This window comes from Chloroflexota bacterium, from assembly GCA_014360905.1.
GTDB lineage: Bacteria > Chloroflexota > Anaerolineae > UBA2200 > UBA2200 > JACIWX01.
This window is the reverse complement of the sequence record JACIWW010000010.1, coordinates 54,712-80,283: the sequence shown is the minus strand read 5'-3', so window position 1 is coordinate 80,283 and position 25,572 is coordinate 54,712. Positions and strand designations below refer to the sequence as shown.

At 51.8% G+C, this 25,572-nt stretch carries 29 protein-coding genes and 1 tRNA gene; 16 read left to right on the top strand and 14 right to left on the bottom strand.

The window, feature by feature from the left end:
* Positions 1-167 precede the first annotated feature (167 nt).
* Positions 168-932 (top strand): FkbM family methyltransferase, encoded by a 765-nt coding sequence (locus H5T67_06190; protein MBC7244909.1) that lies wholly within the window; start codon positions 168-170, stop codon positions 930-932.
* Here the strand turns inward: H5T67_06190 and H5T67_06185 are convergent.
* From H5T67_06185 to H5T67_06170, 4 genes are all read right to left on the bottom strand, one after another.
* Entirely contained in the window at positions 917-2,062 is a 1,146-nt protein-coding gene (locus H5T67_06185; GenBank protein ID MBC7244908.1) for a glycosyltransferase family 4 protein, read from the bottom strand. The genes H5T67_06190 and H5T67_06185 overlap by 16 nt on opposite strands.
* 33 nt (positions 2,063-2,095) lie before the next feature.
* Positions 2,096-3,097, bottom strand: a complete 1,002-nt coding sequence (locus H5T67_06180; GenBank protein MBC7244907.1) for a flippase-like domain-containing protein — start codon at positions 3,095-3,097, stop codon at positions 2,096-2,098.
* Positions 3,098-3,158: 61 nt separating this feature from the next.
* Positions 3,159-4,982: a glycosyltransferase family 39 protein gene (locus tag H5T67_06175; protein MBC7244906.1), complete on the bottom strand. Its 1,824-nt coding sequence runs from the start codon at positions 4,980-4,982 to the stop codon at positions 3,159-3,161.
* Positions 4,983-5,067: 85 nt separating this feature from the next.
* Entirely contained in the window at positions 5,068-5,400 is a 333-nt protein-coding gene (locus tag H5T67_06170) for a cyclic-di-AMP receptor (GenBank protein MBC7244905.1), read from the bottom strand.
* A 183-nt stretch (positions 5,401-5,583) separates the two neighbouring features.
* Here H5T67_06170 and H5T67_06165 point away from each other — a divergent pair, with 183 nt between their 5' ends.
* Positions 5,584-6,051, top strand: a complete 468-nt coding sequence (locus H5T67_06165) for a DUF3795 domain-containing protein (protein MBC7244904.1) — start codon at positions 5,584-5,586, stop codon at positions 6,049-6,051.
* A 5-nt stretch (positions 6,052-6,056) separates the two neighbouring features.
* Here H5T67_06165 and H5T67_06160 read toward each other — a convergent pair whose 3' ends face one another.
* From H5T67_06160 to H5T67_06145, 4 genes are all read right to left on the bottom strand, one after another.
* Entirely contained in the window at positions 6,057-7,154 is a 1,098-nt protein-coding gene (locus H5T67_06160) for a M23 family metallopeptidase (protein MBC7244903.1), read from the bottom strand.
* Complete coding sequence (rho, locus tag H5T67_06155; protein ID MBC7244902.1) at positions 7,154-8,416, bottom strand: transcription termination factor Rho; 1,263 nt, start codon at positions 8,414-8,416, stop codon at positions 7,154-7,156. Before rho ends, H5T67_06160 begins: the two co-directional genes overlap by 1 nt.
* 577 nt (positions 8,417-8,993) lie before the next feature.
* A tRNA-Leu gene (locus H5T67_06150) sits at positions 8,994-9,075 on the bottom strand.
* A gap of 320 nt (positions 9,076-9,395) precedes the next feature.
* Positions 9,396-10,070: a PspA/IM30 family protein gene (locus H5T67_06145; GenBank protein ID MBC7244901.1), complete on the bottom strand. Its 675-nt coding sequence runs from the start codon at positions 10,068-10,070 to the stop codon at positions 9,396-9,398.
* 301 nt (positions 10,071-10,371) lie between these two features.
* Between H5T67_06145 and rpmH the strand changes: the two genes are divergently transcribed.
* From rpmH to H5T67_06100, 9 genes are read left to right on the top strand one after another with little or no spacing between them, the layout of a single operon-like run.
* The gene (gene rpmH / locus H5T67_06140) at positions 10,372-10,509 is read left to right on the top strand and encodes a 50S ribosomal protein L34 (protein MBC7244900.1); all 138 of its coding nucleotides are present in this window, start codon (positions 10,372-10,374) and stop codon (positions 10,507-10,509) included.
* Between the two features lie 57 nt (positions 10,510-10,566).
* Positions 10,567-10,926 (top strand): ribonuclease P protein component, encoded by a 360-nt coding sequence (gene rnpA, locus H5T67_06135; GenBank protein ID MBC7244899.1) that lies wholly within the window; start codon positions 10,567-10,569, stop codon positions 10,924-10,926.
* Positions 10,926-11,135, top strand: a complete 210-nt coding sequence (gene yidD / locus H5T67_06130) for a membrane protein insertion efficiency factor YidD (GenBank protein ID MBC7244898.1) — start codon at positions 10,926-10,928, stop codon at positions 11,133-11,135. The genes rnpA and yidD overlap by 1 nt, the downstream gene beginning before the upstream one ends.
* 48 nt (positions 11,136-11,183) lie before the next feature.
* On the top strand, positions 11,184-12,260 hold the full coding sequence (locus H5T67_06125) for a PQQ-binding-like beta-propeller repeat protein (GenBank protein MBC7244897.1): 1,077 nt from the start codon (positions 11,184-11,186) through the stop codon (positions 12,258-12,260).
* 13 nt (positions 12,261-12,273) lie between these two features.
* On the top strand, positions 12,274-13,062 hold the full coding sequence (locus tag H5T67_06120; GenBank protein ID MBC7244896.1) for a membrane protein insertase YidC: 789 nt from the start codon (positions 12,274-12,276) through the stop codon (positions 13,060-13,062).
* The gene (locus H5T67_06115; protein MBC7244895.1) at positions 13,046-13,786 is read left to right on the top strand and encodes a protein jag; all 741 of its coding nucleotides are present in this window, start codon (positions 13,046-13,048) and stop codon (positions 13,784-13,786) included. The genes H5T67_06120 and H5T67_06115 overlap by 17 nt, the downstream gene beginning before the upstream one ends.
* A 42-nt stretch (positions 13,787-13,828) precedes the next feature.
* Positions 13,829-14,677, top strand: a complete 849-nt coding sequence (locus H5T67_06110; protein MBC7244894.1) for a ribokinase — start codon at positions 13,829-13,831, stop codon at positions 14,675-14,677.
* Positions 14,678-14,687: 10 nt separating this feature from the next.
* The gene (locus H5T67_06105) at positions 14,688-15,452 is read left to right on the top strand and encodes a ParA family protein (GenBank protein ID MBC7244893.1); all 765 of its coding nucleotides are present in this window, start codon (positions 14,688-14,690) and stop codon (positions 15,450-15,452) included.
* 47 nt (positions 15,453-15,499) lie between these two features.
* The gene (locus H5T67_06100; protein MBC7244892.1) at positions 15,500-16,369 is read left to right on the top strand and encodes a ParB/RepB/Spo0J family partition protein; all 870 of its coding nucleotides are present in this window, start codon (positions 15,500-15,502) and stop codon (positions 16,367-16,369) included.
* Between the two features lie 59 nt (positions 16,370-16,428).
* Here the strand turns inward: H5T67_06100 and H5T67_06095 are convergent, their stop codons facing one another.
* Genes H5T67_06095 through H5T67_06085 form a run of 3 tightly spaced genes read right to left on the bottom strand, consistent with a single transcriptional unit; the run spans position 16,429 to position 18,102 of the window.
* On the bottom strand, positions 16,429-16,803 hold the full coding sequence (locus H5T67_06095; GenBank protein ID MBC7244891.1) for a phage holin family protein: 375 nt from the start codon (positions 16,801-16,803) through the stop codon (positions 16,429-16,431).
* On the bottom strand, positions 16,800-17,819 hold the full coding sequence (locus H5T67_06090) for a GNAT family N-acetyltransferase (GenBank protein MBC7244890.1): 1,020 nt from the start codon (positions 17,817-17,819) through the stop codon (positions 16,800-16,802). The genes H5T67_06095 and H5T67_06090 overlap by 4 nt, the downstream gene beginning before the upstream one ends.
* 31 nt (positions 17,820-17,850) lie before the next feature.
* Positions 17,851-18,102, bottom strand: coding sequence for a DUF2089 family protein (locus H5T67_06085; GenBank protein ID MBC7244889.1), 252 nt, complete (start codon positions 18,100-18,102; stop codon positions 17,851-17,853).
* Positions 18,103-18,698: 596 nt separating this feature from the next.
* Between H5T67_06085 and H5T67_06080 the strand changes: the two genes are divergently transcribed.
* Complete coding sequence (locus tag H5T67_06080) at positions 18,699-19,793, top strand: hypothetical protein (GenBank protein MBC7244888.1); 1,095 nt, start codon at positions 18,699-18,701, stop codon at positions 19,791-19,793.
* Positions 19,794-19,881: 88 nt separating this feature from the next.
* Here the strand turns inward: H5T67_06080 and H5T67_06075 are convergent, their stop codons facing one another.
* Positions 19,882-20,658, bottom strand: coding sequence for a biotin--[acetyl-CoA-carboxylase] ligase (locus tag H5T67_06075; protein ID MBC7244887.1), 777 nt, complete (start codon positions 20,656-20,658; stop codon positions 19,882-19,884).
* A 178-nt stretch (positions 20,659-20,836) separates the two neighbouring features.
* Here H5T67_06075 and H5T67_06070 point away from each other — a divergent pair, with 178 nt between their 5' ends.
* The 4 genes from H5T67_06070 to H5T67_06055 are packed head-to-tail and all read left to right on the top strand — an operon-like array spanning position 20,837 to position 23,522.
* Complete coding sequence (locus H5T67_06070) at positions 20,837-21,484, top strand: histidine phosphatase family protein (GenBank protein MBC7244886.1); 648 nt, start codon at positions 20,837-20,839, stop codon at positions 21,482-21,484.
* Positions 21,485-21,496: 12 nt separating this feature from the next.
* A complete protein-coding gene (locus tag H5T67_06065) occupies positions 21,497-22,168 on the top strand; it encodes an HAD family hydrolase (GenBank protein ID MBC7244885.1) in 672 nt (223 codons plus the stop codon).
* Positions 22,169-22,171: 3 nt separating this feature from the next.
* Positions 22,172-22,618 (top strand): ribonuclease HI, encoded by a 447-nt coding sequence (gene rnhA, locus H5T67_06060; protein MBC7244884.1) that lies wholly within the window; start codon positions 22,172-22,174, stop codon positions 22,616-22,618.
* Positions 22,619-22,673: 55 nt separating this feature from the next.
* Positions 22,674-23,522 (top strand): HD domain-containing protein, encoded by an 849-nt coding sequence (locus H5T67_06055; protein ID MBC7244883.1) that lies wholly within the window; start codon positions 22,674-22,676, stop codon positions 23,520-23,522.
* Positions 23,523-23,547: 25 nt separating this feature from the next.
* Here H5T67_06055 and H5T67_06050 read toward each other — a convergent pair whose 3' ends face one another.
* Both H5T67_06050 and H5T67_06045 read right to left on the bottom strand, forming a co-directional pair.
* Positions 23,548-24,360 (bottom strand): carbon-nitrogen hydrolase family protein, encoded by an 813-nt coding sequence (locus H5T67_06050; GenBank protein MBC7244882.1) that lies wholly within the window; start codon positions 24,358-24,360, stop codon positions 23,548-23,550.
* A 337-nt stretch (positions 24,361-24,697) separates the two neighbouring features.
* The gene (locus H5T67_06045; protein MBC7244881.1) at positions 24,698-25,570 is read right to left on the bottom strand and encodes a hypothetical protein; all 873 of its coding nucleotides are present in this window, start codon (positions 25,568-25,570) and stop codon (positions 24,698-24,700) included.
* Positions 25,571-25,572: the final 2 nt, after the last annotated feature.

The window sequence follows — 25,572 nt, the reverse complement described above, 5'->3', positions numbered from 1 at the left end:
ACAGCCTTTGCTCATGATACAGACGGGTCTTCTAAATCTTCTCTTACGTTAGGGGGCCAGTGACAGATAACTCGTGCTTGCGGAAATTTCCCATACTCATCTCCCGCTGGATCTATTACTTGTCCTCCATTCCGACCCTTTTGCTTGGAGTGAAGAATTGGACCAAGATGCTGGCCGCATTCCTTGGGCTGCCCCTCTCTCGTCCATTCGTCATCGAATTGCGCAACGGCTACCGTTTCAAAGTTCGGACTCGCATGGATATCTGGATTATCAAAGAGATTTGCCTCGAACGCCAGTACGAGAAAGCAAGCGTCGCAATAGAGAAGGATTGGGTCGTGCTGGACATCGGTGCCGGCCTGGGTGATTTTGCTGTCCATGTTGCTAAGGAGCACCCTTCTAGCACGATTTATGCTTATGAACCATTTCCACAATCCTTTGCGTTATTGCAAGAGAATCTCCTCCTCAATCGCATCGAGAATGTCCAAGCGTTCCCCTACGCAGTTTGTGCCCAAGCTGGTCCAGCGCCTTTTCACATCGCTTCGGAAGCAGTGGCACATAGCACAGTTGCCGCCCAGGACAGAATGCTGAGCGAGTGTATCGAGGTGCCTGGCATCACCCTCGAACAACTACTCGCAGAGCTGCGCTTGTCAAAATGCGATTACGTCAAAATGGACTGTGAAGGTGCGGAATATGAAGTTCTCTTTCAGACCAGCGCAGAGACCTTGCAACGCATCCACCATCTCTGCCTTGAATACCACGATGGGATCAATGGATTCTCACACCAGGATCTGGTGCGTTTCCTAGAGCAACGTGGCTTCCAAGCGATCAAACTCACGCCCTGCCCCGCTCACCGCCATTTGGGTTTGCTCTATGCCCAGAACCCACAATGGACGAGCAATTGCCCCGCTTGCGTCGGTCAATCTCCTGATTGAACCAGGCTCTGAAACAGTTGCTCGTATTTGTCAATGGTCTTCTCTAGATCGAAAATAGCAGCGATTTCCTCCCGATTGCGGATATACTTGTCGCGATTGGTCAATACCTCGATGATTCCTTCTGCCAGCGCTCGTTCATCCTGCGGCCGCACAAGACGTCCCATTTTCGTCAACTGCACGGGCACGCGCAACCCCGGGATATCCGTTGCCACGGTCGGCGTGCCACAGAGCATTGCTTCCACCTGCACCATGGGAAAACAGTCCGTGCGGCTGGGCAGGGCCAAGACATCGCACATGGCATAGAAATTCGCTACCTTTTGTGCATCGTTTAGCAGACCCAGCATAACAATATAGTCTTTCCAACGCTCCACGAGATGGCGCCATTGTTCAAAGAAAGACTCATAGACGACGTTGACTTCCCCGGCATAGACAAAACTTGCCTCGGGTATCTTGTCCAAAATATAAGGTATCGCTTTAAGCAGAAAATCGAAACCCTTTTCCTCCACAAAGCGCCCGGCAAATCCCACCAACTTGGCTTGATCGAGCCGCAGCTCACGACGCCAGGCTGCGACCTGCTCGGGAATGGGCTGGGGTATTTCAACTGGTGGCAGAACCTGAAACAACTTTTCTTGGAATGGCTTAAGGAAAGCAGAGTTATCTGCATAGTCCTGCGTGTGTATCGTGATCCGCGCTGCGCTTTTCAGTGCCTGTCGCATCAGCCAGGTGACGCTCAGTTCCACAAACTGATCAAACGGTTTAGAAGGCATCACCAAATCCCCATGATGGGTGATCACTACTTTTTTCCCTGCCCTTTTCGCCAAAGCGGTGACCAACGGAGATTCCAGGATGGGTATATGAACTTGTACCACATCATGTTCTTTGATCAACCGATAGGCTGCCATGGGAAAGCCGGGCATGACCAGTCCCCGGCTAATGCGCATCAAAGGTTCAAGGCGCACAATGCGCACTCCCTGATGCACCTCTTCCTTAGGCAGGGAGCGCCAATAGCGGGAAGTGAGCACCGTAATTTGATGTCCACGACGCGCCAATCCTTCCGCCAAACGTCTAGCATAGGCTGTCAAACCAGTCCAATGGGGATAGTAATACGTCAATATCACCAATATTTTCACCAGCCAGGTTCCTCCTGCTGCGTAGAATTTGTATTATGTAACAAGACGATTGGACTCCACCTGGTTTAGTGTCTCACGTAGACTTGTATAGGAGTAGCCCTCTATCCAAATGGCCACAAGCCCCAGCACTGCCACAACAAGATAACTCAGGGCATGGAGCACCAATGCATAGCCCAGTGCCATTTCCTTGCTCACACCGAACAGGGAAAGAGAGAGCACCGTAGTGTACTCGAACACCCCGATGTAGCCAGGCGAGGAAGGTACCACCATGCCGAGCGACGTAAAGCAGACCACAGCCAAAGCGGCAGTAAAGGGTAACTGCAGCCCAACCGCCCACATCACCACGTAGAATTCTATCGCTGTGCTGATCCAGATAGCCAGCGACCATAGCAGCACTCTTGCCGCACTTCGCAGCGAACCTAGGGCAGCCAGGCCATCCATAGCCGATGTGAAGCCTCTTCGTATCCACACCCGATTCAGAAAGCCAAATCGCGTCAGCAACCGCTCAAACAGCTCCAAACCACGCTTGCGTTGCATAGCTAAGAAGACAAGGCACACCACTGCCCCCATTGCCACCAAGCCAACGCCAAATGCCGGACGAAGAAATGCAACAGGCAGCGACAAAAAGGGAATCAGACAGAGCAGCAAAAGCAAAATGACCAGCGTGTCAGCAACGCGCTCTACGGCTACCGTGGCTAATGCGTGTACCATGCCCAGAGACTCTAACTGTGCACATAAACAAGCCCGCAATACATCCCCCAATCGCAGCGGAGAGATGTGGTTGACCAGGTAGCCAATATTCACGAGGTTGAACATCCGACACAAGCGGAATCCCGAGCGCGGGCTCAATAGGAGACGCCAGCGCAAGGCGCGCGCCAGGAAAGTGAAAACCAGAATGCCCAACGTGGGCAAAAGGAAAGCATAATGCACTTGGCTGAGCGCCGCCAGCAGACTGCGGAAATCCATGTCTCTGGCAATGAGATAGAGACAAACCACACTGACGAGGATACCAATCCATAGACGCCAATTTTTCATCGTGGGCAATTATACCCTGCCGTAAGCGTATTGCCAAACCACTCTACAGCAATTTGCGAGTTCAAGGAGTGAGCAGTGCCTGAAGTTCTTGACGCGAAAGGCGCAAGACTTTGGCAAAGATGAAAGGTTGGGGATGATCGTACACGGTAAAACTCTCATCAGCCTGACCCAGGTTGAGAACCAATCCACCGGGCTTGCTGGTTGCAAGGAGCGAAGGCGAGGATAGCAACAACCCAGCGCGCGGATTATCCAACAAAGTAATGCCCATCCAATGCGGGTACACGGCCGGGGCAGCAACCAACTGAAAGCCAAGCTGTCCTGCGAACAATCGCTGATAATAGCGGCTAGATATAGAATAACGCTCAGATAGACGCAAGATGGGCACATAGAGCCTCTGGCTGGAGAGGACGATGTAATCACAGGTTTCAATAGCACTTAACAACTCTGCCTCTTTGTCCTCCGTATCTACTGCATACATATCCAAGGTAATGAAAACATACTCCTTAGGGCATCCTCCGCGCTTAGCACCCCCTTGAACAGGCAAGGGATCATCCCAGTACTCCGTCAAAATAGTGCTTCCCGCAGGTGCATGCTGGCAAAGCCAGTCAGTAGCTTGTAACCAAGGATGAACCTGCCGGTAGATGTTGAGAAAGGCAAATGCATAGAATATCGTGGCCAGCAAAACCATACACAGTAGCAGCGCCAGCACCCATCTCATGAGTGCTTGAAAGCGCAATGCTTGGTCACTGTTCACCCTGCCAAGAGCATCCCAGGCGTGTGCCCAGATTGCTGCACTGGCTAGCGAGAGAAAGGGCAACACGGGCAAGGTATAGCGAATGAATTTGGCGTGCGCCCCACCATTCGCGACAATGTACAAAAGAGGCCAGGAGAGCAAAATGGCATCATCGCGGGAAAAATGCCGCCACAGGCGCACAGAAAGCCACAGCAAACCAACCAGACCTAGCAATCCCAAAGGCAGACCCATGGCGAACAAGAGGATTTGTCGGACGTGGTAAAGATAGGGCACAGTGCCAATGTATTGGCGTGTGTACGGGAAATCATACCACCCTCGAGCCATCGCGATCTCCTGGCCAACCCCAATGGCGAATTGGTATCCATCAATCACGGCATAGGGTTGCAGCAGGACAAAGCACCCTACAGCCAAGCCAAAGGTCGCAAATACTCTCGATTTCACCTGCTGCCAAGCCGCTCGTAATTGCTGCCAGGACTGCTTCCAGTTCCCTGGCGAGGTCCAGGCAAATACCAGCCAGGCCATCAAAATTACGGCAACCAGCGGCAACACGCTGATCTTGGTTGCCAAAGCAACACCGAAAATCAAGCCAAGCTGCAATCCATTGCGGAGCCTTCCATCTCGTGCGACATCCACTGCCTTGTTGACTGCCAAAAGGACCAACAGAGTGAGCAAGGTATCCACCGTGTAGAAATGAGCCTGTTGAATATGCAAGACGGTGAAAGTGACAAAACCGGCTGCAAGGAGTGCTACGCGCTGGCCATACACTTTACGAGCTAACAGGTATGTAGTCAACACCGTAAGCGTGTCAAAGAACGCAGAGAGAAGCCGACCCAAGAGGTAGAAACGAGATATGGACGCCCACTCTGCGCGCCAGAGCGAGAGCAGCGAAGCAAATAACCTTAGCAAATAAAGGGGAAAAGAGCCATAGGCAAAGAAGTGTGGGTTAAGTGTACTGTCAGGGGTAAAAAGCGTAAAGGGATTTTGTGGCCATGACAGCCGGGCGACAACCATCAGAATCTGGCGCTCATCCGGGTGAAAGAAAAACCCGCGATCCCAATCGAGTCCATACACCCGTAGAACAAACGCAACGGTCAAGAGCCCGAGCAACACGAGGTCAGCCCATTTTTGCATTATCCAATGGCCAAGGGATTGAGACGAGATAGGCACTCCCTTCACTGGATTCCTAGCATGAAAATAAAAGTGAAGGTACAAGTAGTTATAGCTGTTCGAAGCGTTCCACATTCAGCACAAATACCGTTGCACCTCCTACTTCAACCTCCAGAGGTTGCACCCATTGTCGCGCAGCTGCTGCCTCGCTAAGGGGCATGACTGGCGACACGAATTCGCGGCGGGCATGACAATGCTGACGCAGAATGGCCAGCACATCCTCGACACGATCGTCCTGTATGCCGATCAAAACCGTCGCGTTCCCGCGCACCAGGAAGCCACCCATCGTGCTTATCTTTGTCGCACGGTACCCCTCGGCCATCAGGGCATCCAGCAGCCCCCTTGAATCCACATCCTGTACGATGGCCACGACCAATTTCATCTCACACCTCCCGCCCGGCATAGCAACTCGCCGCTAGACGCAATTTCTTTCCTTCTTGACAGGCGCTCGCAGTTTACCACATCCTTATCCCTAAAGTCAAGACTTGCCAAGCAGGTCATTTTGCATTATTATTGTCCGGTCAACCAGATAATAGGGTAATAGATTCATGGAAGGGAAAACCCCATGCCAAATCATCATTTGATCGGACGATGCGGTCTTTACTGTGGAGCCTGCGCGATTTACCGAGCTTACCAAGATGGCCAACAATTTCAGGAAGCGCTGGCCAAGAGGCACAACTGCTCCGCAGAACAGGTTCGTTGCGAGGGCTGCCAAGACCTCACTGAGGCATGTTGGGGCTATGATTGCCCTATCGTGCTATGCCTACGAACTCAGGGGTATGAGTTCTGCTACGAGTACGTCAACTGGACAAACAAGAATTGCGAGAAGTACGCGCAAATAGCCAACTCCTATGCCGCACGCGGTGAGGATGTGTATGCTAACTTGCATGCTATTCAGGCAGGCTGTGTGAAGGACTGGCTACAGCAACAAGAGCAACGCTGGCGCTGCCCTGCTTGTGGCCAGCCCTGCGCTGTTTGGGATGACAACTGCCGCTGGTGTGGCGAAGCACTGAGCACAATAGGAAAGAGCTAAAGCCATCACTTTAGGTAAATGAAGGGGTTTCTGCGCACACCGTTCAGTTTGATCTCGAAATGTAGGTGAGGACCTGTGGATTTGCCTGTATTGCCGGAAAGACCAATGGTTTGCCCCTTGCCCACGGAGTGCCCTACCTCTACGTAGATAACACTGAGGTGAGCATAGACGGTCTGAAAGCCATTTCCATGGTCAATCAACACGTAGCGACCATACCCAGTGTCACTGCGACCAACGACCGCTATGTACCCAGAATCTGCCGCTTTCACCGGCGTTCCCTCGGGTACTCCAATATCCACAGCAGGGTGGACTTCGCTGTACCTTTGTGTAATGTAGCCACTTACGGGCCAACCGAATTTTCCTGTGCCACGCTTGGCATTCTCAGGGATGGGACCTGACCAAGCGACGACATGACGCACCTGGTAGGGTTTGCGCCCACCAGGCACGATCAGCTTCTGCCCCACCGTAATAGTATAGGGCTCCTGCAGGTAATTGCCTTCGTAGCTGGTGATATCCTCCACCCGCACCTTGTATTTCTCTGCGATGCTTTCCAGCGTATCGCCCTTCACGACAGTATGGTATACACCAGAAACGGGCAGAATAGTCAGTACATCCCCAATGTCCAGATAGTCCGGATTGTCTTCTAGATTGCCATTGGCCCAAAGGATTGTCTCGACGCTAACCCCAAACTTTTCGGCTATAGTGGAAACATTGTCACCAGCCTCAACCGTGTATGTAATGGGGTCAATACGATACCGTCTGGGAATTGTTGTATGCGGGACAACAGCGCAGACCAAAACATCAGCAGCTTCCCCGCCAATGCCGACCCTTGATACAGACACTTCGGCCAATGAAGCGCTTGGGGATCCCTGTTGCGCGGCAATGGAGGGAAACCAAAATACATCCTGGGGGAGGATCACTGCCTTGCTGAGCCAAAGACTGGCAACTAGCATAGCTAGGAAACAGACATGTAGCACAAGACGAGACAGCAGGCCCATCTGCCTAAGCTGCACCCAGAGCGTTCTCAGTCTCATCCAGGCTATATGCGATGCTACATCTTGTTGTTCGTCCGAACTACTCACGGGGTCACCGTCAGCAGTCATCACAGGTCCTTGTTTAGAGTTTCGAGAAATTCCTTATTGCTCTTCGTCTTGGCCAATCGTTGAAGCACAAGCTCTACTGCTTCCGTCTCGCCAATCGCAGAAATCATGCGCCGCAGCGTCCATACCTTGGACAGGACATCGGGTGGCAGCAACAGTTCCTCACGGCGTGTGCCAGAACGTTCGATGTCAAAGGCAGGGAAGATACGCCGCTCGGCCAGCTTGCGATTGAGGTGCAATTCCATATTGCCCGTGCCCTTGAATTCTTCGTAAATGACATCGTCCATGCGGCTGCCTGTATCCACTAAACAAGTAGCAATGATAGTCAAACTGCCTGCTTCTTCCAAATTGCGCGCTGCGCCGAAAAAGTGCTTGGGTGGATACAATGCTACTGGATCCAAACCACCCGACAAGCTGCGCCCACTGGGTGGCACAATCAGGTTATAGGCTCTGGACAGGCGCGTAATGCTATCCAACAGGATCACGACATCACGGCCGCATTCCACTAGCCTTTTGGCTCGTTCCAAGGCCATTTCTGCAACGCGGGTATGCGCCTGCACTGGCTCATCGAAGGTAGAGCTAATCACCTCCGCCTCAACCGATCGGTCCATGTCCGTGACTTCCTCTGGGCGCTCGCCAATGAGGCAGACCATCAAGTGCACATCGTTGTAATTATGCGTGATTGCATTCGCAATCTGCTTCAGCACCGTAGTCTTGCCCGCTTTCGGTGGCGAGACAATCAGACCACGCTGACCTCGCCCAATGGGTGCCACCAAATTGATCAGGCGCGTAGCGAGGATGTCGGGCCTCGTCTCCAGGTCAAACATCTTGTTGGGGAAAATAGGAGTTAGATTGTCAAAGTGAGGCCGGTTCTTGGCTACTTCCGGGTCAAGTCCATTTACTGCTTCCACGCGCAATAGGCTATAATATTTCTCTGATTCCTTTGGAGGACGCACCTGCCCGATGACCAAATCACCGGTGCGCAAGCCAAAGCGGCGAATTTGAGATTGCGAGACATAGACGTCCTCAGGTCCAGGCAATAGACTGGGGGCGCGCAGGAAACCAATGCCATCTGGCATGATCTCCAACACTCCACCGCCAAAGATGTATCCCTGGCGCTCAGCGTTTGCACGTAGCAGACGAAAGATGAGGTCCGATTTCTTCAGGCGGCTGTAACCAGTAATATTGAATTCCTTGGCCAGCTCCTGCAATTCATCGAGAGTTTTTGTTTCCAGTTCTACAATATTCACGTTATCAAACTCCATATTTCTTCACGAATAAGGGCTCCATATACATGCGATAGGTTAAGCGAAATCTTAACATTATGTGAAGTTTTGGCTCCAATTTGTGTCACGAGGTCGTGCTATCCTGAGAAAGAGCAGGACCAGAGTAACAAGCCACAGGGAAAAGCCATTTGTCTCTGCCACAATCAGTAATCACTGGCACTCCAGAACTGACTCTTCGTTGCACCCAGGGGTCCCGCTCCGCTGTCTTCACATTCTATTTTTGAGTGGAATATTGGCAAAGAACGACGCAGGAAGACATAAACAGCAACAAACAAAGGCTGAAAACATTCCCTTAGGCCGAAATGAGTTTTTGTACGGGGCATAAAGGCCCTGTTGCATCCATCTAACACACTCCGGCTATCCGATTGGGGTAATCACTAGCAAGAAGACCTGATATAATCAGCAACCATTCGCTGTCATACGAGGTTCGCTTCATAGTGGGGAAATCCAGCGAACACTAAATACCCTATGCCAACCAAGAACTGCATTTAGTATATCATCTTTTGCTAATTCAGTCAAATAATTGAGAAAAGGCCAAAAAGGCTATAGTGCAAGATGCCCGCGAGAGGACTCGAACCTCCACGCCCAATGGGCACAGGCCCTCAACCTGCTGTGTATACCAGTTCCACCACGCGGGCAACTGACAATATTATTATAACCTGATTACCCTGTTTTGTCAAGTGAAAAACGGGCTCTTCCAGGGCTTTTCCAAAGCCAGCCTGGTGGGTGCAATAGCAAGGCAAAGTTGCTTGTGGGTTGGCATTGTCGTAAAGACGCGCTTGTGGCAAGCAACACTACCCGTGCTGGAGGATCAATTTTCAATGCCTCAGCAGTTACGCACCAATGCCAGTAGGCAGCGTCTGCCCTTTCACGACTAAGGCTGATCAGCCATGGACTTTTTGCCGTGTGCCATCTTTGAGGTTTGACGGCATTCCAATCTATGAAGCGATGCCTTGATCTATTTGCCTTCAGCAGCGATCTTGGCTTTGAGCTCTGCCAGGCGAGCCTCTACCTCGATATCCTCTTGGCTTCTTTCTGCTTCGTGTACTGCAGCACTCATAGCAGCCAATTCCTCGCGGGCAGCCGCTTTGGCTGCTTCTTGCTCCATGCGCTCCTTCATCCGCTCAATGCCTTTGATGGCTTCTTTAGCCTTGCCAGCGCTCACTTTAGTAGTGGTGATCTTTTCCTGCGCCCGTGTTGTCTTGTATCGGGCTAGGAGCACTTCACGCTCGCCCTTAATCGTAGCCAGTTTCTTCTCGATCTCCTCATATTGTGCTTGCAGTTCGGCTACCTTTTCTTTTTGGATCTCCCAAGCGTCCATAGTAGTGCGCACTTCGTCCTGGTAGGCGCGCGCTGCGCGCAGAGCCGAACGCGCTGCTTCATCCTTACCCAGCCGCACAGCCTGTTCAGCCTTCTCCTCCCATTCCCTGACCTGTCGCTTGCGCTCCTCCAGCTTGGCAGCCAGACGCTTCTCGTCCGCCATGGCATTGACCAATTCCTCGCGGGACTCGTTCACGCCACTCTCCAGGTCACGGATGTACTGCTCCAGCATAACCTCCGGATTCTCAGCCCTGTCCAACAAATCGTTGATGTTAGCCTTCATAATCATGCTAATGCGCTCCAAAATACCCATGGTTCATCCTCCTTAACATTCGCTTTATAGTTGATCACCCACATTCTACCACATTTTGCCCGTTATTCCTGACAAGGCTCTGTCGGTTGGCTGACATGTGCCAGTCCTACTGCTGGTTGGAGCAATTTGACAGCATCAGATAACTCGGCCCTCTGCAATGGACACGGATGCAGGCGAAATGGGTTATACTATGGGTTTAGGATTGTGTCAAAGCTGCGTGATGGTCTTGCGCGCATTTGACAATGCTTGTCAGAAGCGACTATAATAGCCTGTATTTTCTAGCCAAAGGAAGGTAGAAACAATGCCAAAGAGAACTTATCAGCCACGAAAACTTCGACGTCAAAAGGTACATGGGTTTCGTGCCCGCATGAGCACCAAAGGCGGACGGCGGGTGTTGAAAGCACGTCGTCTGAAGGGTCGCAAGCGGGTTTCTCTGTGATTCGCTGGGACGGAAGGGACGTGAAGGTTAGACGCCACAGCTTGGGAGCATGCCAGCATGGAGAGGCGCTATCGCCTGGTTCACAGGGAGCAATTCCAGCGTGTACGTCACCAAGGGCAATCCTGGTCGCATCCATTGCTGGTGCTCCTGGCTGCCAAAAACGATTTGCCGCACAGTCGTTTTGGCTTCCTAGTGAGCAAACGCATGGGCAGAGCAGTGGTGCGCAATCGCATAAAGCGACTGATGCGCGAAGCGATGCGCATACGAGTAGGTGAAATAGCCTTGGGATGGGATATTGTGCTGATTGCCCGCATGCCAATCGTTGAAGCAGATTTCTGGCGCATTGGAGAAGCGTTGGATTCCCTGCTGCAGCAAGCGGGCTTGACAAAGCCTGTGCAGGCAACGGACGTAGTCTGATGAGACAGATTATTTTGGCGCTGATCCGATTCTATCAAAGGCGTATCTCAACTGCTTTGCCTCCTTCTTGCCGCTTTGTGCCCTCGTGTTCCGAATATGCCTATGAGGCTATTGCTAAATATGGTGTGCGCCGCGGAGGCTGGATGGCGCTAAAGCGTCTCAGCCGCTGCCATCCTTTGCATCCAGGAGGCTATGATCCCGTACCTTGATGTAAGCCAATACATGGTGCACAATAAACAAAGGAAGGAGTTTACTCTTTGAGAACCTTGTATGTCAAACTCGTTCTGATTATGATTGTACTCGCCGTGCTGGCGAGCATGTTAGGAGGCTGTGCCCCCACAGCCACAGTCCCGGCCTGGTCTAGCATCACAGTTGCCAAGGGAATATTGTATACAGGTGGGCAAGCAGGGCGCGTATATGCACTGGATGTTACAAATGGTGCAGAAATCTGGCAATACCCAGCCTCATCCGAGAAAGCAAGAGGGCCATTTTATGCAGCGCCAGTGCTGATGGATGATACGCTCTACATTGGTTCATATGACCACATCCTCTACGCTCTGGATGCCTATACTGGCTCGCAGCGCTGGTCGTTCAATTCGAACGGCTATATCCTAGCGGATGTCACCATCTCGAATGGCTTGCTGTACCTTGCTTCCAGCGATCATAAAGTTTATGCCTTGGAGGCGAAAAATGGCTTGAAAAAGTGGGAGTTTGCCACGAGCAACTGGATTTGGGGGCGTCCTGCAGTAGCCAATGGCAAAGTATATGTGGGTTCCTTTGACCATCAGCTCTATTGCCTAGATGCAGTCAGCGGCAAAGAACTATGGCGTTTTGCGGCTGGTGGTGCCTTTGCAGGCGGGCCTGTTGTTGCTGGCGATCTTGTCTATTGTGGAGCCTTTGATGGCAAAGTATATGCCCTCAATGCCAACAATGGCCAAGTACAGTGGGAGTTCAAGACCAACCACTGGGTGTGGGCCAGCCCACTGGTCGTGGAGGGCATGGTCTATGTCGGATCGCTGGACAAAAGACTCTATGCTCTAGACGCAATTACAGGTGCCCAAAACTGGTATTTCGAAGCGGATGGCCTGATTCGAGCCACGCCAACCTACGCCAACGGCCTGCTGTATATGGGCACGGATAGCGGGACTTTGCACGTCCTCGATGCGGTCAATGGGCAGCAACAATGGATTTTCAAAGCAGATCAAGCTATGCTCACTTCACCAGTGGTGGCTGATGGTACAGTGTATGTTAGCGTTCTGGGTGACACGATCTATGCATTGGATGCTGAAACAGGCGTTCAACGCTGGAACGTGGCTCCGAGCAAGAGAAAATAGGAGGTCCTCTTAGGTGGGTCAAATTTGGAATACCGTGATTTTTGAGCCAATGCTGAATGGCTTGCTCTTCTTATATTCACTGCTGGGTCGCAGTTTCGGCCTCAGTGTGATAGTTTTTACTGTGCTGGTGCGAGTGCTGACCCTGCCCATCACCATGCAACAAATGCGGTCGGCAAAGGCCAGTCAGGATCTGCAACCCAAGTTGCAGGAGTTGCAAAAGAAGTACAAAAACGACCGCGACAAACTAGCAGAAGAGCAAATGAAACTGTACAAGGAAGCAGGTGTCAACCCTCTGGGTTGTTTGGTGCCAACTTTGATTCAACTGCCTATCTGGATTGGGTTGTACCAATCCATCATCAATGCCTTACCAGATAACCCCTTGCAGTTGCTCAACCTGGGTCGGCATATCTATCAACAGTTTCCGCTTTTGTCGAGCTTGGTACCTCTGAGTCCCAAGTTTCTCTGGCTTCACCTGGGGCGTCCGGACCCATATTATGTAGTGCCCATTTTGGTTGTGGCTACCATGTGGGTGCAACAGAAGATGATGGCTACGCCGTCAGCTGATCCCCAACAACAGGCGATGAATCAGAGCATGGAACTGATGATGCCAATGATGTTCGGCCTGATTACCTTGCAGTTGGCTTCAGGTCTGGGCCTGTACTTTGTCGCGACGAACGTAGTGGGCATTGTGCAGCAGTATTTTATCAGTGGCTGGGGATCGCTAGCTACCCTGTTCAGTAGGCAGCCTAGTCAAGCCAAGACAGCTCAAACAAAGGGTAAGGGCGATGGACGAAAGAGGTAAAAGCGTGGAAGTCAGTGGCCGCTCCGTTGATGAAGCCATTCGCAAAGCACTGCAGCAATTGGGCTTGAGCCAAGATGAAGTCACCGTGGAGGTCATCAAGGAAGGAAGCCGTGGCTTGCTAGGTTTAGGTGGTGAAGAGGCAATCGTCAGAGTAAGTGCTAAAACGCCCCCGCCTACTACGGAGGAAGAACCATCGGAACCATCCCCAGCACAGGAAGTCCAAGCAGAGGCAGTGTTGCCTATCATGGTGCAGGAGACATTGGCGCAGCTTGGCATCGAGGTATTGCAGAAACTGCTCGATTACATGGGACTCAAGGCACGAGTGACCAGAGAAGAGGTCCCTGCAGAGGTTCAGGATGAATCCAATGCCGTGCTGTTCAACATCAGTGGCACGGATCTGGGCGTGTTGATTGGCCGGCGAGGAGAAACGTTGCGCGATTTGCAGTATCTCACTTGCTTGCTCATCAGCCGCCGGACGCAGCACTGGCCCAATATCGTGGTGGATGTGGAGCACTATAAATCCCGCCGGGAGAAATCATTGATTGATCTGGCTCGGCGTATGGCCAATAGAGTTCGTATCACGGCACAGCCAGTATCTTTGGAGCCAATGCCTGCGCATGAGCGGCGCATTGTGCATTTGGCTTTACGCGATGACCCCGATGTCTTCACGGAAAGCGTCGGACAGGATGAGAAGCGGAAGGTCGTCATTCTGCCCAAGAAATGAACCATTCGTTTAGTATAGTCAGGATAATGAGAGACAGGGTGTATGGCTGAATCCCCTGATTTTCTGGCCATTGGCCATGTAACGAAGGACCTGTTGCCAGATGGTAGCTATTCAATAGGAGGAACTGCGAGCTATGCCGCGCTTACTGCACAGAGGCTGGGCCTTTCAGTGGCTGTCCTCACCAGCGCTCCGCCTGATCTCGATCTGTCCAACGCTCTGCGGGACATGGCTCTGCACATCGTTCCTTCCCAGGTTGCTACCACCTTTGAGAACATCTATGAGGGACAGAAACGTCGTCAATTTGTGCATGGCATTGCAAGCCCATTGCGCGCAGCACATCTTCCCTTGGACTGGAGACAGGCCCCAATTGTGCTGCTTTGTCCATTAGTGCGCGAGCTGGGCTTGGATTGGCTCGGGGTGTTCCGTGGAGCTATCGTAGGGGTTACCCCCCAGGGTTGGATGAGACAATGGGATGAGCACGGGCAGGTGAGGGTCAGGCCCTGGGTAGAAGCGGACTCGATCTTGCCCAATGTAGAGGTATTGGTATACAGCGAGGAGGATGTCGCTGGCGATGAAGCAGCCGTGCGACACTATGCGGAGCTGGCCAAAATCGCGGTGGTTACCCGCGGTTGGCGTGGAGCAACCGTGTTTTACAATGGTATCGTGCGCGACTTTCCTGCATTTCAGGCTAAAGAGGTGGATCCAACAGGAGCAGGGGACGTTTTTGCAGCAGCCTTCCTAGTGCGGCTGAAAGAAACTGGCGATCCGTATCAGGCTGCGCACTTTGCCAACTGTGTGGCATCTTTCTCGATCGAGGGCTTGGGGACGACAACGATCCCGACTAGGCAACAGGTAGAAGAGCGTTTGCGTTTTGGCAAGCTGTATAAGTGAGAGCTGAGCTATGGGCCAGGTTTATGCTGTGGCGAATCAGAAGGGTGGCGTAGGCAAAACCACAACCGTAGTGAATGTGGGTGCATACCTGGCCGCAGCGGATAAGCGGGTGTTGTTAATCGACATTGACCCACAAGCCAATGCAACCAGCAGCTTGGGCATTGACAAAAACAGCTTGCGACGCTCGATTTATGACGTCATCGTTACGGGCAGGCCGTTGCAGAGCGTGCTGATGCTGACCAAACGCGTGGGACTTGACTTGGTTCCTTCTGCTCCGGCTCTGGCTGGGGCAGAAATCGAACTAGTCAATATGATGGCGCGGGAGCATCGCCTAAAAGTTGCGCTAGCGCCTATTCGTGACCGCTACGACTATCTCTTCATTGACTGCCCTCCCAGTCTTGGTTTACTCACGATCAATGCCCTGGCTGCTGCAGATGAAGTCATTATCCCCGTACAATGCGAGTATCTGCCGATGGAAGGGCTGGCACAATTGTTGCACACGATTGAATTGGTGCGCGTCAACCTGAATCCCAATTTGGGTATCAGAGGGCTGCTCATGACCATGTATGATGCGCGTACTAGCCTGGCACAGCAGGTTGTGGATGAAGTGCGCAGGCATTTCCCGGACAAGACTTTCCAAACCGTTGTGCCACGCAGTGTGCGTCTGAGCGAAGCCCCGAGTTATGGCGAGCCAATAGTAGATTATGCACCGCATTCGCCGGGAGGGATGGCTTACCAAGCGTTAGCCCGTGAGATCATGGACAGTGAGCAATAGGCTTCTTATACCATAGCTCGATGGTAAGAGCAGGTTAGGGGGATGCGATGAGCAGCAGGCGACGAGGTTTAGGCAAAGGGTTGGGCGCTTTGATCCCGGGTGCAGAAGTCCTCTCTGGGCTGATCGAAGTGCGGGTTGATGAAATTATACCAAATCCCCGTCAGCCCAGGCAAGACATCAGCGCGGAGAGCTTGCGCGAACTGGCAGATTCCATTCAAGAGCATGGAGTGCTTCAGCCGTTGATCGTTACTGAGATAAGCCCAGACATGGCCACCACAGGGCCACGCTATCAGCTAATAGCTGGCGAGAGGCGCTGGCGTGCAGCGATGCTGGCAGGGCTTGATGTTGTGCCGGTGTTGATCAAGGAGACTACTCCACAAGAGACATTGGAATTAGCCCTGGTCGAGAACATCCAACGCGCAGATCTGAATCCCCTAGAGGAAGCAAACGCCTATCGTCAATTGACGGAAGAATTTGGGCTGACCCAGGAACAGGTAGCTGAACGCGTGGGACGCAGCCGAGTTAGCGTGACCAACTCATTGCGTCTGCTGCGTCTGCCGGATCGAATCAAAGATGCGCTTTGGGCCAATCGCATTAGCGAGGGGCATGCGCGAGCATTGCTAGGGCTGACAGAGGAGCACCTGCAATTGCGCGTATTGCATGCCATCGAGAAAAAGGGCCTTTCCGTACGACAGACAGAAGAATTGGTGCGGCGCCTGACAGCAGGCGAACAGGCGAAGAAGCAAGCTGCGCCACAACAAACACCCGAGACACGCGCCCTGGAAGAGCGCTTTGGCAGGGCGCTGGGCACTAAAGTCAACCTCTACCGCAGCAAGCACGGTGGAAAACTAGTGATTCACTTCTTTTCCGAAGAAGAGTTGCAGGCTCTTTACGATCGGATTGTGGGCGAAGAATAACCAAAAAGGGTTCCCCGTAGAATCCGGTGCTCTATACTCGGCGTTCCGCGGTGGGGAACTCAGGATCTGTGTGTATTCTCTTCTCCAATAAACAGGCTCATGAGGAAGCTCACGATACTAATGACTAGTGCACCCACGAAAGCCGAGCCGAACCCCTGTACATAGAAGGTGACCCCGAAGAGATCCGCTAGCCAAGTGGCGAGCAGCAACATAGCCCCGTTAATCACCAAGATAAACAGACCCATAGTCAGGATGATTAGCGGACAGCTCAGCAAGGTCAAGATAGGGCGCACGGTTGCGTTCACCAGGCCAAAGATGAGCGCCATGCCTGCTAACGTTTGCCAACCGCCTTCATAGGTGATGCCTGGTACCAAACGAACGGCTGCGTACAAGGCAATGCCGGTGATCAACCAACGCAATAGAAATCGCTTCATGTTCTCTCCTTGCTATCACGCAGATTCAATCTCATCAAATCCAAGATGCGGATGGTGCGGAACCCGTTCTTATGGAACGCCTGTAACGCCTCAACATGAGAAGAAGAGACCGTTGATGCCACCTCACGATCTGGGAAATGGGCTAGTCGGTTTAGCCCTGCGGCTACTAGTCTTTCCTCGATAGTCCCACGATGGTCTGGGTGCACAGCGATCTGTAAACGATGCGCTGTCTTGGTGTATTGACCGGTGATTTGCAATAGTGCAATAACTTGGCCCTTCTCTTCCAATAGCCAATCCTGGCTTTGACGGAGATACGACAGATCATCAAACAAACGCCCAAGCCTGCGTTTTATGCTGGGTCGGTAGCGGCTACTGAGAATAGGCTTTACTTCTTGCACTGCCTTGGGTGTCGCAGCATGCAGCAGAGCGACAATACCTTGCCAGTCTTTAGGACGACACTCACGAAGCGGTAGGGTAGACGTCAACTGCCGCTTCATATCCTTGCCTTCAGGCAGAGTGAGCTCCTCTACGGTGTCGTAGATTTGAAAACCTAGTTCTTCGTACAACTGGTGGGCTGGGGCATTTTCCTTCTGCACCTCGAGTATAACCAGGCAGGCGCCATGGTGGCGTGCTTCTTGTATAGCCGCTTTCATAAGTTGGCGTCCAATACCACGTCCACGAAAGTCCGGATGTACAGCTACATTGCTGATGCTCCAGAGATTGGGTTGCTCACTTTCGCGACCCAGAGAGACATTCCCCACCAGTTGCCCATTGGCAATCCATACATAGCCACGAAGAAGGGAGGAGAGCAACCGAGAGGTTGCGTCGAAGAGCCATAACAAAGGGCCAGATCTCGCCAGCCGCCTCATCTCTGTTACGATAGGGTTGGCAGTCTGATCCAGTTCGGATTGGAAAGACAGTTCAATCAGATTTGCCAAAGGTAGCAGGTCACGCCGCATGTCAAAAGGGCGCAATCCCTCTTCTGGATTTCTGCAGGCATTGGCTCGGACGATCATGGTAACTCCTAGTCGCAAGCAGGCGGCATGGCTATTCGTCCGCGGGGGAAGGAGAGAATTTCTCCTTGTCCTCGTAGCCGAGAGCTCGAATCAGGTCAAGTAATCTGCCGCGTGCCGTGGGGTACGACATATTCAGCACTTTCCCGACCCTGTTTAGCTTGCCTTCACAGCGAATGAATGTTTCGAGAAAATGCATTTGTTCTGCATCAAGCCGGTAGAATCGAGCCAAACTAAATTGACCCCCCAGAGTCAAGCCACAGCTTGGGCAATGAAGATGCGTCACAGCCAATTCTCCACCACAGATAGGACACTTCCCTGGTACACGATGCATTTCGTCTCTTATCACTTCGATCACCACAAATTTTTGTAAAGAACGTTCAAAATATTTATAAATTGATAACGGATTTTTGTCAAATAATCCAGGATTATTTTCATCAATGGAAGTAGACAGCTCAGGGTGTCAAAACATGCCTATTGGGTGAATGCTAGCGCATGGATCACATTCTAACCAATTAACTAACTGGTAGCGTCACAACAATGGCTTGTCAGCAAATCGAATAGAAATATCCCTTCGCAACAGTATGTATACGCATATGTTACAAATTTGACACAAATTGAGATTTGATATAAAGTTGTACCAGCGAAGGCGTTAGCACAGCTACATTGACCGCAAAAATATGCAGTGCTATACCATAGGTTTATTGATTTGACACAATTTCAATATTGATGTAAATTGGTAAGTAGATACATGCAGCTAGATAATAAACGGGCTTGGGAGTGAATTTGTGCATCCTTTTCTAACAGCGAATGTCAACAATGCGAACTCATCACGATAGAAGCAATGGCATCGGTGCTTGCGGATGCAGGGGGTGACCCAGCATGAATAGGCTGCTAAGAGTCATTATCATTATTGCGTTATCGCTGGGGCTAGGAGCCTTGGTCGTAGGTACAGCCTTATCCCAGGTCGGTATAGGGACTAACGTGCGCTATTTCCAGGCGACCGGTCATAACGTCCAAGGCGAATTCCTGGCTTTTTTTGATAAATACGGAGGGGAGACAATCTTTGGATTGCCTCGCACGGAAGAATTCATCCAGGATGGTTTGAAGGTCCAGTACTTCCAACGTGCAAGGATGGAGTATCATCCCTACAACCCTTTGCCTTATCAGGTACAGCTCACGCTGCTAGGGGACCTGCTGGGATACCGTTCGCCCCCCATTTCCTCTTCGAGCATTCCCCCAGCCAATCACCCGCAGCGGCGCTACTACCCTCAGACCGGGCATACACTTTCTTACACTTTCCTAGAGTACTTTGACCGCCATGGCGGTCTGGATGTATTCGGTTATCCGATTACCGAATTGATGGTGGAGGGTGGAATAGTCGTACAGTACTTCCAGCGTGGCAAAATGGAGTGGCATCCCGAGAACCCCATTCCTTATCAGGTGATGCTGGGGAACTTGGGAGATGAGTACATCAGCCGTATCGGTCTGCCTTCATCTTATCTGGCGCCGGTCGCACCCATGTCCGCTCAGTCAGGGGGACAGACACCGATTCAGCCGACACCTACAGCGAGCAGCTGGCCTTTCTTTGATCAGGCACAGCCCACTCCCCCTGCGGAAGAGCAGCAACCGTCTCCTCCCGTTTTTATCCAACCAACACCGATTCCAGCCGTTGATTTTGCTGTTTCAGCGTGGGTCAAGTATCCTCTCCCATGGCAAGGTGGAACCCAGACTGTCTACGTGCGGGTCATGGATAACTGGGGGAACGGGGTGCCAAATGCAACTGTGGCAGCCGTCGTCCACTTCCGCAGCGGTGATCAGAGCTTTAGCGGCGGTGTTACCGATGCCTCTGGGTACAGCTCATTCACGTTTGGTATCGGCAATCAACCAGCCGGCTACACAGTGCTTATTGATGTACATGTAACTTACGCCGGACGGACGATAACAGCGCAGACTTCGTTCATTCCCTGGAAATAAAGGCGGGCATTTTAGCCCGTCTGTGACTAAGTAGCTATCACCTAAGCCCGCATGAGAAACCAGCAGATCACAGCTCCCTGACAGGGCTTCATAGAGGAGCAACATCCCCTTCCAGCACCCTTTTGACCTCGCCATTATCCAAGCGCAACATCAGAGCACCCTCGTTGTCAACTGCCTCTGCTATCCCCTGCCACGTACCATGAGCCGTATGCAGCGTAACCCTTTGTCCCAGGGTCTCCAAAGCACTTGCCCATTCTGTTACCGGCCAGTAGCCAGCGCATAAAGCCAGGTAGCGCTCTTCAATGTGCCAAAGAGCTTCTTGGAGCAACTTCACCCGCGACATGGTTCGCCCCCATTCCTGGCTGAGGCTGGTGGCATTGAACTCGGCGGGCAATAAATCGGCTTTCAGATTCACGTTCAGGCCTATCCCAACCACCACGTAGTCTAGATGCTGACCTGTACTGCACATTTCTGTCAAGATGCCCCCTGCTTTTCGACCACGCACCATGATATCGTTGGGCCACTTCAGTTGTGCGGGAAGGCAGGTGAGTTCGCGGATGGCTTGTCTGATCCCCAATCCACAGATCATGGTCAAACCTTGCACCCGCTCAGCCACGAGATTGGGACGGAAGATGAGGGAGAATAACAAAGAGGTACCACTCGGTGCTAGCCATTGTCGCCCGAGCCGTCCTCTGCCCATGGACTGCTCATCCGCGATGACCATCGTCCCTTCTGCCGCGCCTTCATTGGCCAGGGATTTAGCTACAGTATTAGTGGAGTCAATAATCTGATAGTAGATGATTTGACGACCAATGAATTGGGTGCGCAAACCATCTAGGATAAGATGTGCAGATAGATAATCCACTGCATACTCTCCTTGTTTGCTCAGATATGATACATCGTTGTCATTCTGCTGCCAACTTGCCTCAGCCATTGTTCAGCCTTGCATGGGCGCAAGCAGGTTACTTTGCGAATTTGCCATTCGGAATTATAATTTTTCATCTAGTATGTGAAAAAGAAGCCTATAGCCATATGGGGGGCGAATGACGCGCATTATTCTCATCCGACACGGACAAACGGCGTGGAATAAGGAAGAGCGCATCCGGGGCCAAGTGGATATACCCTTGGATGAAGTTGGGTTGATGCAAGCAGAGGCCACCGCTGCTCGGATCGCAGAGGAATGGAAGCCTGTTGCCATTTATAGCAGTCCTCTATTACGTGCGGTGCAAACTGCCCAGGCTATTGCCCAGAAATTCAATCTAGATGTACAGCTTGTGTCCGGTATAAACGATATGAATTTTGGACAATGGCAAGGCCTACCCTACGACGAAGTAGAACAACGCTGGCCAGAGCTGGCGCGCGCCTGGTTGAAAGAACCCCATACCGTTACCTTCCCAGATGGGGAGAACTTGGCGATGGTACGTCAACGCTCTATGAACGCGCTCAACCAGCTCATCGAGTGTCACCCAAACGATGTAATCGCCATCGTTGCACACACTGTGGTAAATCGTGTCCTGTTGTGCGCTGTATTGGGGCTGGATAACTCCGATTATTGGCGCATTGGGCAGGACACTTGCGCGATCAATGTCATTGAATGGCGCAAGGGCAAATTCTTTATTCATTCTTTGAATGACACCTGTCACCTGCGTAAGCAAGTGCTTTCTCATTGTGCGGAGTCATTACCAAAATAATAGGAGACATTCATGTACCAAGCTGTATTCTTTGATGCTTTTAATACGCTCTTTGGCACGCGCTGGGCAAAAGATACTGCTACCAAGCGACTCCCACTGCAACGGACTGTGAAACATTTTCTACATAACCTCGATGCGAGCCTGCAAGCGACTTATGGCCGCGCTCGTACTGGTGAAGCGGGTATCCCCGCTCGCATATTTGCTGCCTTTGCTGATTGGTCAGGCATGGCAAAAACCGGGCCATTGGCATTGCTTAGGCGGAATGAAACCGCGGTGCTTAGTTGGTTTCGCGTTTATTCTGATGCTTTGTATACATTGCAGGTGTTGAGCGAGACTTGCAAGTTGGGAATTATTTCCAATGCTTGGCCCTATTTGGAATCACTGCTGCATTTTCTCGGCCTTTGGCCTTACTTTGAAAGCGTGGTTATTTCTGCTAAAGTTGGCATAAGCAAACCAAACCCGGCTATCTACGAACTTGCTCTGCGGTTATTTCACATCCCAGCAGAGCAGGCTATTTTTGTAGACGACATTCCTAAAAACGTATTGGCCGCCGAGCATGTAGGGCTCAAAGGGCTGTGGCTTGTACGGACACCGCTGCCCATGGATAATGTCCCCGCAGCCTACCGCCATCTCACCCAAATTTACTCATTGCAGGAAGTGATCCCTTTTGTCATGGGAGCATAAAGGATGACTCGCCCAGAAGTGATCATCTATACGGATGGGGCTTGTGAGCCAAATCCTGGCCCAGGAGGCTGGGCAGCGATTTTGCATTGCGGCAACCACGAAAAGATACTTAGCGGCGGTGAACCACAAACTACAAATAACCGCATGGAACTTCAGGCAGCGATTGCTGCACTGGAAGCACTAAAGCAGCCCTGCCAGGTTGAATTCTACACGGATTCCCAGTACCTACAGCAAGGCATCACTGTATGGCTGCCTCGTTGGATTGAGCGTGGATGGCGCAAGAGCGACCGCAAGCCCGTTTTGAACGCTGATCTGTGGCAGAAACTCCATGCCTTGACCTTGCAACATGAGATACACTGGCACTGGGTCCGTGGTCACTGCAATGATCCACAGAATGAGCGAGTAAATCGCCTGGCTTATCGGGCAATCCCCCGTGATAGCCATACTTGATCCTCTGGACAAAGATGTGAGAGCGCACCATCGCGAAGAGATCAGGAGCATGCACATGTTGAAGGAAAATGACCAGGTTTCACAGACACAGGCAGAAGCACCTCTTACGGCAAAAGCGCTTTTGCAGAAACCGGTGGAGTTGCACTTACCAACAAAGCATAACCTCAAATTGCAGGAACTAGTGGCCCGGATTAACGCGCACAGCGAACTGCATACGTTATGGCGAGCATGCAATGTTACTGCAGTGGATCGCTTGCGCATGACTGACCATGGTCCTGTGCACGTGCAGATCATCACCAACATTGCACTCAAACTGCTGAGGTTGCTTGTAGAAAGTGGGGTACAACCCAGCGTCGTGCGTGATTATGGACTGCAGAACGAGGACGCGGAAATCATTGTCGTATTAGCAGCGCTGTTGCACGATGTGGGGATGTCCATTCACCGTGACGATCACGAACGCTATAGTCTATTCATCGCCGCACCTCTAATAAAAGAACTGCTCAATGGGCTATACGAAGTTCCTGTGCGGACAGTGTTGCTGTCCGAAACGCTGCATGCCATTATTGCCCATCGCGCTGGAGGACGTCCTTTGACCCTTGAGGCAGGGATTGTACGGGTAGCCGATGCCTTGGATATGGCCAAGGGACGTTCGCGCATACCCTTTGAAGCCGGTGTAATCAATATCCATTCAGTCTCCGCTGCGGCCATCGAGAGCTTGGAGATCGAACATGGGGAACAAAAGCCGGTGCGACTGCGTGTGCTAATGAGCAATTCAGCGGGCATATTTCAGCTCGATGAGTTGCTGAAAGAAAAGTTGCAAGGTTCAGGATTGGAGCCATACATCGAAGTCGAGGCACGCATCGAGGGTGCGGAGAAAAAGCTGATTGAGATGTATCATTTCTGACGAGTGATGAGTGATAAGTGAGAGCTTAGTACATGCGCACAATTTCGCGATAGCTACGTGGCTGGCGTACCTGAAATAACTGCGAGTCCTCACGGTTTTTCCGCACTTCATCCAAGTCAATTGTAGCCAAACCGTAACCCTCTATATCTTCATCCAGCGTATTGTATACCTCGCCTCGAGGGCCGACAGTCAAACTGTTGCCGAAGAAGTTGTAAGTGTATTCCTCACCGATGCGGTTTGCTGCGATGACGAAAAGCGAATTCTCCAATGCCCGCGTGAGAATATAGTTACGCCAGGCACTTGAGTTGGGTCGTTCCCAGTTTGCACAGACGCATAACAGCTCGGCGCCTTGCAAGGTTAAGCAACGTGCCGCCTCTGGGAAAGCCAGATCCCAGCCAAGCAGCAGGCCTACCATGCCGAATGACGTTTCCGCAACGGGGAAACGATACCCGGGTCGGAAAGCGAGTCGTTCTTCGCCGCGCAGGTGGACTTTGCGATAAGTGGTGCTTACCTCGCCATCTTGGTCAATGAGCACTGCGGCATCGTAAATAACGCTCTCTATCTTCTGCTTCTCTACCAAGCCAAAAGCCAAATGCACCCTGAAATCAGCAGCCCGTTCCGCCATATAATTCACAACGTGGCCTGGAACTGGTTCAGCCAGGTCGGCAAAGCGCACACCACATTCATAACCAGTGGTGACCAGTTCGGGAAAGACAATCAAATCCACTTTTTGATCATGGCAGATGTTTTCCACCCACTTACCCATGCGCTCGAGATTGGCTTCAACGTCAGCCAACCGAGGGGCCATTTGAACGGTTGCCACGGTAATTTGTCTCATTGCTCCTCCTATGTCGTGGTAATAGAACAATTGTGCTAATCAGCCTTCATTATATCCTATCTTGTAGTTTTCGTCAAACAGGCCGGCATTTCTGCTCCACGTGGCTCATGGTCCAGCCTGAGTCAATCCGAGTAACTTTGTTCCTCCGCCTAAATTTCTATGCTAACCCAAATTCATTCCGAGCGGCAAAGCAGCGAGGAATCCCATTTCCTGTAGACTTCCGCTTAGAATGACCAAAGAACAAAGGACGAGCAAGGTTGTCCCAACTCGTTTGCAAAGTTAAGGATGCCCTGGATTGCCCTGCCTTGAATTCCGCGTTACAATGTAGACGCAATGCTCAACAGGGGCAAAAGATATGCCCTACTTGCTTGTAATGAGTAGGATTCACACTGAAGGATGATGCACGAAAAGCCGCGATAGACTTCAGCAAATGGAGCAAGTGGACCATGCTCGGCTGGGATAGCACGGTACGCTCAGGTTTATCTCCTCTATCCGCGCGGAGCCACTGCTGATAGCTGACACAGGAACCGCTGTGATAGCGAAAAAGGTAACCTTCCAAGCCAGAGATGAGCAGTGCGAGGCTCATCGGCTCCACCGAATAGGGGCAGATGGCGAAGAGGATGCAAGTGAAGCGTTGCTTTTCCAACGCTGGGAACAGGATGTCATGCGCGATGTCCATCGCTGAGGTCAGCACAGCAAAACTAGCCCCCGCTTGCAGCGCTGCATGACCAAGAATGCGCACCGAGCAATCCGTACAGGTGGGATGAAACGGTGCGTCACTGGGCAAGTTCAAGTTCAACTGCAAAAGGTACAGGCAGTCGTGGTTAAAGCGCCCTGCGGGACATTCCTGTGCGCTTACCTTGATGCCTTGCCGTTCATCGGATTGGGTGACGCGGAGGGGCTTCTGACAAAACCCTGTGCCCACCAGCAGCCGCTCTCCGGCAAGCGCAGCACGGCGTACAAATGCATCTTCCGTGCCACGGAAGAGCGGCCGCGTCTCTGGCTGATCCGTTTCAAAAACCTGGCGATAAGTCCATAGTCCACGCAGCGTGCGCAGCGGGTGTCGCAGGACAGCATGGAATAGGAATGCACGGCCATAAGCCTGCAAGATACTGTGAAGTGAAAAGTCGAGCAGGCGCAACGTGCTGTTCACTTTGGGATCGCTTACTTGGAACATAGGCAGTTCATATTCTACCATATCATCTAACATGG